The organism is Acinetobacter sp. UBA6720 (genome assembly GCF_002454215.1).
Lineage (GTDB): Bacteria > Pseudomonadota > Gammaproteobacteria > Pseudomonadales > Moraxellaceae > Acinetobacter.
This window is the reverse complement of the sequence record NZ_DKIK01000157.1, coordinates 1-6,249: the sequence shown is the minus strand read 5'-3', so window position 1 is coordinate 6,249 and position 6,249 is coordinate 1. Positions and strand designations below refer to the sequence as shown.

The following is a 6,249-nucleotide window of genomic DNA, read 5'->3' as shown; positions in this document are numbered from 1 at the left end:
AGGGATCATTTTCGCATGACAAGCGATTTTTAAGAAATACCCACTCATTTGATTAAATAAGAAACAAAAACCTTATACTTGGCTTTTTCTCATTCAATTTCAGTCATTAAGCATCGTTTTGCGTCCATGATATTCTGAAGTCTTTGACTTTTTTGCTTGGTCAAAAGCCCCGTTAAAAGTGCATTAAAACATTGAAAACCTTGTGGAAGATCTATGTCTAATGACTGACAATGTAAATAGGCCCAATCTTGATAACTTTGCGCCTGTAAACGGCTTTGGCTCAGCCACTCAAGTAAAATAATGCCCAGTGCGTAAAGATCAGTTTGTACTGTCTTTGCTTCACCATGAAATAACTCTGGTGCCATATAGCGTGGCGTTGCAGTTATAGTTTGTTGATGTCCAGTTCCACCAATTGTTTGACTTTGCTCAAAATCAATCAATTTACATGTCGAACCTGCCAACAAAAAATGTGCAGGTTTTAAGTCAGCATGAATCCAGCCCATCTGATGTAATTCTTCTACAGCATTCAACATTTTGAAGATGATATGAATGACATGATCACAACTTAACTGACGCGGATCTCTTACAAGTAAAGGTGGCAGGTCTTTTAAAATAAGCGCAGCACTCACCTGCTCTGAATGAAACTCAAAATTTTCAAGAATTTGTACTTCAGGCAAAAACGTTGGTTGTGGCGACATCGCAAGCGCATGCTGATAAAAGCTGAACTCTGCATTAAAACCATCAATAAGTACGGAATAACTGGATGCCAATTGAAACTTTAACCAATATCTCTGCCCTGCAACTTCAAAGCGATAAAGTCGTCTCCCCCAACTCAAACGCTGAGTCGGAGTATGAAGCGACAACTCGAGCATGTTCAATTCTTGACGATCAAACTGCCAAGAATTCGGATTCATTCATTTCTGCCGTATTCAACTCAGTTAAGACTTCCAAACAATGTTGAATCGTTTTACCAACACGGGCATGTGTCTCAATCATTGAAATTTTAGGCCAAGTTGCACGCTCGCCTTCACGTTGTAGGAGCTTAAACAGATGTGGCCGTGGATTTTGTAACATATAACTATAATGGCGTAGACCATATTTCCCCACAATATTTACATCGCCATAATAACGCTGATCAACCACACCATAGCCATGGTCCAGTAAACGACGGATCGGCGGGATATTACCTACACGTTCGCGGGCAAAGTCCATGACACCTTTACTAATTACTTTACCCTGCCGACGTACAATACGCTCAGGCCAGCTCAGCATGTCTTTACGGAAACGTGCTTCATCCGACTGCATAAAGGGCACGACATGTGGATTGACTTGACTGGCAATTGTGTAATTTAAATTGTATAAACGCGCCATCTTTTCCTGAGGGAAATCACTACGCACACTACCATCCACCCAGCGCGTAGAAGACATATAGGGCGTATATAAACCATCATGTCGCTTACTGGTCAGTTTGACGGGTGGGAACAAAATTGGCACAGCACAGGACGCTAAGACAGCACTCCACACCAATAAATCCGGTGAAGTAAAAGTATTCATGATGCGTGCATTTTGTGAGGCATCATAAGGTGCAACCGCGACATTGTTGTATAAGCCTGACTGCTTAAAAGCCTCTTCAAAAGTCACATCACCTAAGTTCGCGATCAAAAAGCTTTTTAAATGCTTTACATCAGCCAAACCACCATTGCCTTTTAGAACTTCACGAAAACCCCGAAATTGAAAAGCATCAGTAAAGAAGTTTTCACCATTTAAGATGCTCAGCATCTCAGCAGGAGTCGCTCGCCCCAACATAGCCGTCATGATGGCTCCAGCACTCGAACCAGACAGTACTTTTGGCATCAGATCTTGTTCAAGCAAAGCCTTACATACACCTGTATGAAATAACCCCAAAGTTGCACCACCTGAAAACATCAGTGCAGGTTGTCCAAAGGCTTTTTGGCAATGTTGAAAAAATTCAATTTTTTGTTGTTTATCTAGACATTGGCAATCCGTAGATGCCACAAATGCTAAACCTAGGCTGACTTCATCAATATAGTCTTCAATAATTTTTTTGGTGCCCACATAAGTTGCTGTGAACAGCATAGGATGAGCAATATTGGCAATATCATAGCTTAAACCTTCACGCAGAAGGTACATTAGATCAGTCGTTCGTTTTTGTTGGCGATAGCGTTTCAACAATCCTAAGCGATGGGTAATCACTTCTGCATCAAAATAAGGTGAACAGTTATCATACTTCCACTCTTGCGCCCCTGATTCCTCATCAATCTTCAGCGCAATATTTTTCCACTCAGTATAATTTTCCGCCTGTGCTAACTGCTGCTTTAGTTTTTTAATGCGATAGGCTTGGTGCGGGTTGATTTCCCGTGTGAAATCTTTAAACAACATATTTGTCCTCACCCACTTTTTTTATTTTCCTAAAACATCATTAACATTGCCAGAGTTAGTCTAACGACTATGTGTAAATTATGGGAGTATTACAATTGCCATTTCAAGCCTAAAATTGGCAAATTAGTGCCATTTTAAGGGTTTGATGTACCTAAATCGGGTGTTAATATCAATTCCAAGTGTAATTATAAACTGATTGATCATGGCAACTCTTGACCTACCCAACAATATCTTAGAAACACTATCGACTGTACTCCAACAGCTACAGCAAAGCCTTCCCGAAGTTAAACAAGCACCTGATTTCTCGGCGATTGCATTTAAATGGCAAAATGGTGAATTAAAAGCCATTCATCAACTCAAGCGTGTCGAATTGAATGACTTAAAAGGGATTGAGCGCCAAAAAGAGAAAGTTTTACAAAATACTGAACAATTTCTCAATGGTTTACCTGCCAATGACGTCCTGCTCACAGGCTCTCGTGGTACAGGAAAATCCTCTATTGTGCGGGCTTTATTAACTGAATATGCAGAGCAAGGGTTAAGACTGATTGAAATTGAACGTGATGATTTATCTGAACTACCTGAGATTCAAAAGCTCATCGCAGAACGTCCTGAAAAATTTATTGTATATTGCGATGACTTAGCTTTTAACGCAGAAGATGAAAACTATCGCAGTTTAAAAAGTGTGCTGGATGGATCTTTACAGTCTGGTTCTAGTAATTTTATTATTTATGCCACCAGTAACCGTCGTCATTTATTACCCGAGTTTATGCATGAAAATACACCTGTAACTCGTGTCGATGTACCACAATATAACGAACTACACCCACAAGAAGCGATTGAAGAAAAAATTTCACTCTCTGATCGTTTTGGATTGTGGCTGTCTTTTTATCCAATGGATCAAAACTTGTATTTAGAAATCGTACAGCATTACTTATCAAAAGCTCAGATCAGCATGGATGACATAGTACGTGCTGAGGCATTGCGTTGGTGTCAGGCGCGTGGTCAGCGCTCTGGACGTGCAGCGTATCAGTTCTCTAAACATTGGATTGGTTCACAGCAACTCAAACAAATTTAATATTTTTGTTTAAATCAACAACACCCCAAAAATCTATATAACATTTGGGGTGCTGTAATCTAGTTACTAGAAAAAACTAAGTTTAATTTCAGTTTATTGATACTTGTCTAAGTTCGTTTCAGGTCCATCTTTCACAACTGCTTGCGCTTTTGCATAACTTTCCATTAAACACTTATATTCTGGGCAGATATGTTCAGAAATAATTTCAGCAAAACGAGAACCTTCTGGACGGTTCCAAGTGCGCATTAACTCAGCCACAATGGCGAAAGTATCAGTTGGAATCGCACCAGCTTGGGTAACACGAGCAATTGATGTATCCGTCGCCATCTTATTCCAATTACCAGAAGCATCTACAACACAATACACACTATAGCCTTCCTTACGTGCACTTACGGCTGGGAATGTCATACATACACTGGTCAGGGTTCCCGCAATAATCAAAGTTTTTCTGCCTGTTTTCTTAATTTCATCAACAAAGCGTGGATTATCCCATGTATTAATTTGTCCAGTACGAGGAACATAAACCGCATGGGGTGCAAAATGGTGGATTTCAGGGATTAAAGGCCCATTTGGCCCGTCTGGCACAGAGGCAGTAGTAATCACTGGGATATTTAACAATGTTGCTGCTTTTGCAATTGCAATGACATAATTTCGTAAATCAGGTACAGGCAAATCCCGTACTGTATTAAAAAGTCCACTTTGATGATCTATCAATAAAATAACTGAATCATCTGGATCTAACATTCCATTAGTTGCTGTCATGATAAACACCTCTAACATTTTCTTCTAATTGTGTAGCCCCCATTGTTGCAATGGAAGTTCCTAAGACAGATGGACATATCATTAAAAGTTATAAAAATGATGACCTATTTATTTAAAATAACTATATCTGTCTTTTATATAAACTAATCAATAAAACTCCCTTCAGAAAGAACATTCATGTTCTCTCTTGTAATTTTTCCAGTCAATTTGGATAATCCCAGACCAATTTCATCAAACAGTAAATTCAAATTAAATTGTTGTAAATTATTTATTTAATACCAGCCAAGACCTTTGAAAAATAGATTTACAAATCGCTTTAGAAACCACGTGACTTCAATATTCTTCCTTAAAATCAATAATCATGTGCTCTATACGCAAATATCATTAGCACGAGTCAAATCCAAGCGCATAAGTCAAGGCAAGATACATATTCCAAACAAGACCAACCCTTTTATTTCAGCCAAGCCCAACATGAGCCAAAGTTCACACAACCTATTTATATACCTCATTCGGTTAGATCCACTTTATTGAAACAAATAAAAAAGCCCAATAAAACAAATTGGGCTTTTAAGTGTTTCAATGAAATCTTTAAACTTCACTTGGGTTGGTGAGTTCCGTCATCGGCCAACGCGGCGTAGTGGTTACTGCAAGTCCATCTTGCTGCCCTGCTTTTAAGCGCTGATAACCCGCAAAAGCAATCATGGCCCCATTATCTGTACACAGTGCAGGCTCCGCATAATAGACTTGAGCGCGAACCTTGGTTAAATCTGCCTCCAAACGTTCCCGTAAGCGTTTATTGGCACTAACACCACCAGCAATTACTAAACGCTTTAAACCCGTTTGTTTCAGTGCTTTGACTGATTTTTTCACTAAAGTATCCACGATGGCTTCTTGGAAACTCGCCGCAATATCCGCATCTCGGTTTTCGTCACCTAATTTTTTCATTTGCACAGATACGGCTGTTTTTAAACCACTAAATGAAAACTCTAACCCCTGATGCAACATTGGACGCGGGAAAGCAAAAGCATTTGGGTCGCCTTGCTCAGCCAGTTTTGAAATATTCGGGCCACCTGGATAAGGTAAACCCATCATTTTCGCCACTTTATCAAAAGCTTCACCAGCGGCATCATCAATAGATTCGCCTAAAAGCTCGTATTGACCAATACCATAAGCGGCCATGAGCTGAGAATGCCCACCTGAAACCAAAAGTGCCACAAAAGGAAATTCAGGTGGTGTCGCTGATAAAAGCGGAGCCAACATATGTCCTTCCATATGGTGTACGCCAATTGCAGGTTTATTTAAGGCAAAAGCCAAAGTCCGACCAAATAATGCACCTGTCATGAGTGCGCCCATCAGCCCTGGACCACGTGTATAGGCTACAGCATCTATTTCAGATTTATGCACCCCACTTTCCTCAAGCAACTGATTTATGAGGGGAATAAGTTTACGTACATGATCGCGTGAAGCCAACTCAGGCACTACACCACCATACTCTGCATGCAGTTTAATTTGGCTGTACAGCACTTGCCCACGCAAACCCAACTCGCTGTCATAAAGGGCAAGTCCTGTTTCATCACAAGATGTTTCTAAGCCTAAAACGATCATTAAACTGCCTATAACCTGTATCAAATCTATTGCGTGAACCATTATAGACTTGTGGTATGAGATGTAAATGAGTAAAATACTGACCTTCACTTGTGATCATGGGCAATATCGCCCTGATCTTATCCATAACTTAATGAGGATTCTTCATGCCACAAGTTAAATTGAAAGAAGGCGAACCAGTAGACGTAGCTATCCGTCGTTTCAAGCGTTCATGCGAAAAAGCGGGTGTTTTGGCTGACGTTCGTAAGCGCGAATTCTACGAGAAACCAACTCAAGAACGTAAGCGCAAAAAAGCTGCTGCTGTTAAACGCTACCAAAAGAAATTGGCGCGTGAATCAGTACGTACTACTCGCCTTTACTAAGATTAATTTGTGATTGACTGTCTGGACTAAATAATGACTACTTTA

Annotated in this window: 6 protein-coding genes; 2 read left to right on the top strand and 4 right to left on the bottom strand. The window is 40.1% G+C overall.

Annotated features, from left to right (window positions below):
• Positions 1-89: 89 nt before the first annotated feature.
• Both B4F08_RS13830 and B4F08_RS13825 read right to left on the bottom strand, forming a co-directional pair.
• Entirely contained in the window at positions 90-914 is an 825-nt protein-coding gene (locus tag B4F08_RS13830; RefSeq protein ID WP_291374835.1) for a serine/threonine protein kinase, read from the bottom strand.
• A complete protein-coding gene (locus B4F08_RS13825; protein WP_086208382.1) occupies positions 889-2,400 on the bottom strand; it encodes a DUF3336 domain-containing protein in 1,512 nt (503 codons plus the stop codon). The genes B4F08_RS13830 and B4F08_RS13825 overlap by 26 nt, the downstream gene beginning before the upstream one ends.
• A 202-nt stretch (positions 2,401-2,602) precedes the next feature.
• Between B4F08_RS13825 and B4F08_RS13820 the strand changes: the two genes are divergently transcribed.
• On the top strand, positions 2,603-3,475 hold the full coding sequence (locus B4F08_RS13820; RefSeq protein WP_119063501.1) for an ATP-binding protein: 873 nt from the start codon (positions 2,603-2,605) through the stop codon (positions 3,473-3,475).
• Positions 3,476-3,568: 93 nt separating this feature from the next.
• On the opposite strand, the gene B4F08_RS13815 is transcribed toward B4F08_RS13820, so the two are convergent.
• Both B4F08_RS13815 and tsaD read right to left on the bottom strand, forming a co-directional pair.
• Positions 3,569-4,237 (bottom strand): isochorismatase family protein, encoded by a 669-nt coding sequence (locus tag B4F08_RS13815; RefSeq protein WP_291374832.1) that lies wholly within the window; start codon positions 4,235-4,237, stop codon positions 3,569-3,571.
• Between the two features lie 588 nt (positions 4,238-4,825).
• Positions 4,826-5,842 (bottom strand): tRNA (adenosine(37)-N6)-threonylcarbamoyltransferase complex transferase subunit TsaD, encoded by a 1,017-nt coding sequence (tsaD, locus tag B4F08_RS13810; protein ID WP_110975289.1) that lies wholly within the window; start codon positions 5,840-5,842, stop codon positions 4,826-4,828.
• 146 nt (positions 5,843-5,988) lie between these two features.
• On the opposite strand from tsaD, the gene rpsU reads away from it, so the two are divergent.
• Entirely contained in the window at positions 5,989-6,204 is a 216-nt protein-coding gene (rpsU, locus tag B4F08_RS13805) for a 30S ribosomal protein S21 (RefSeq protein WP_001136722.1), read from the top strand.
• Positions 6,205-6,249: the final 45 nt, after the last annotated feature.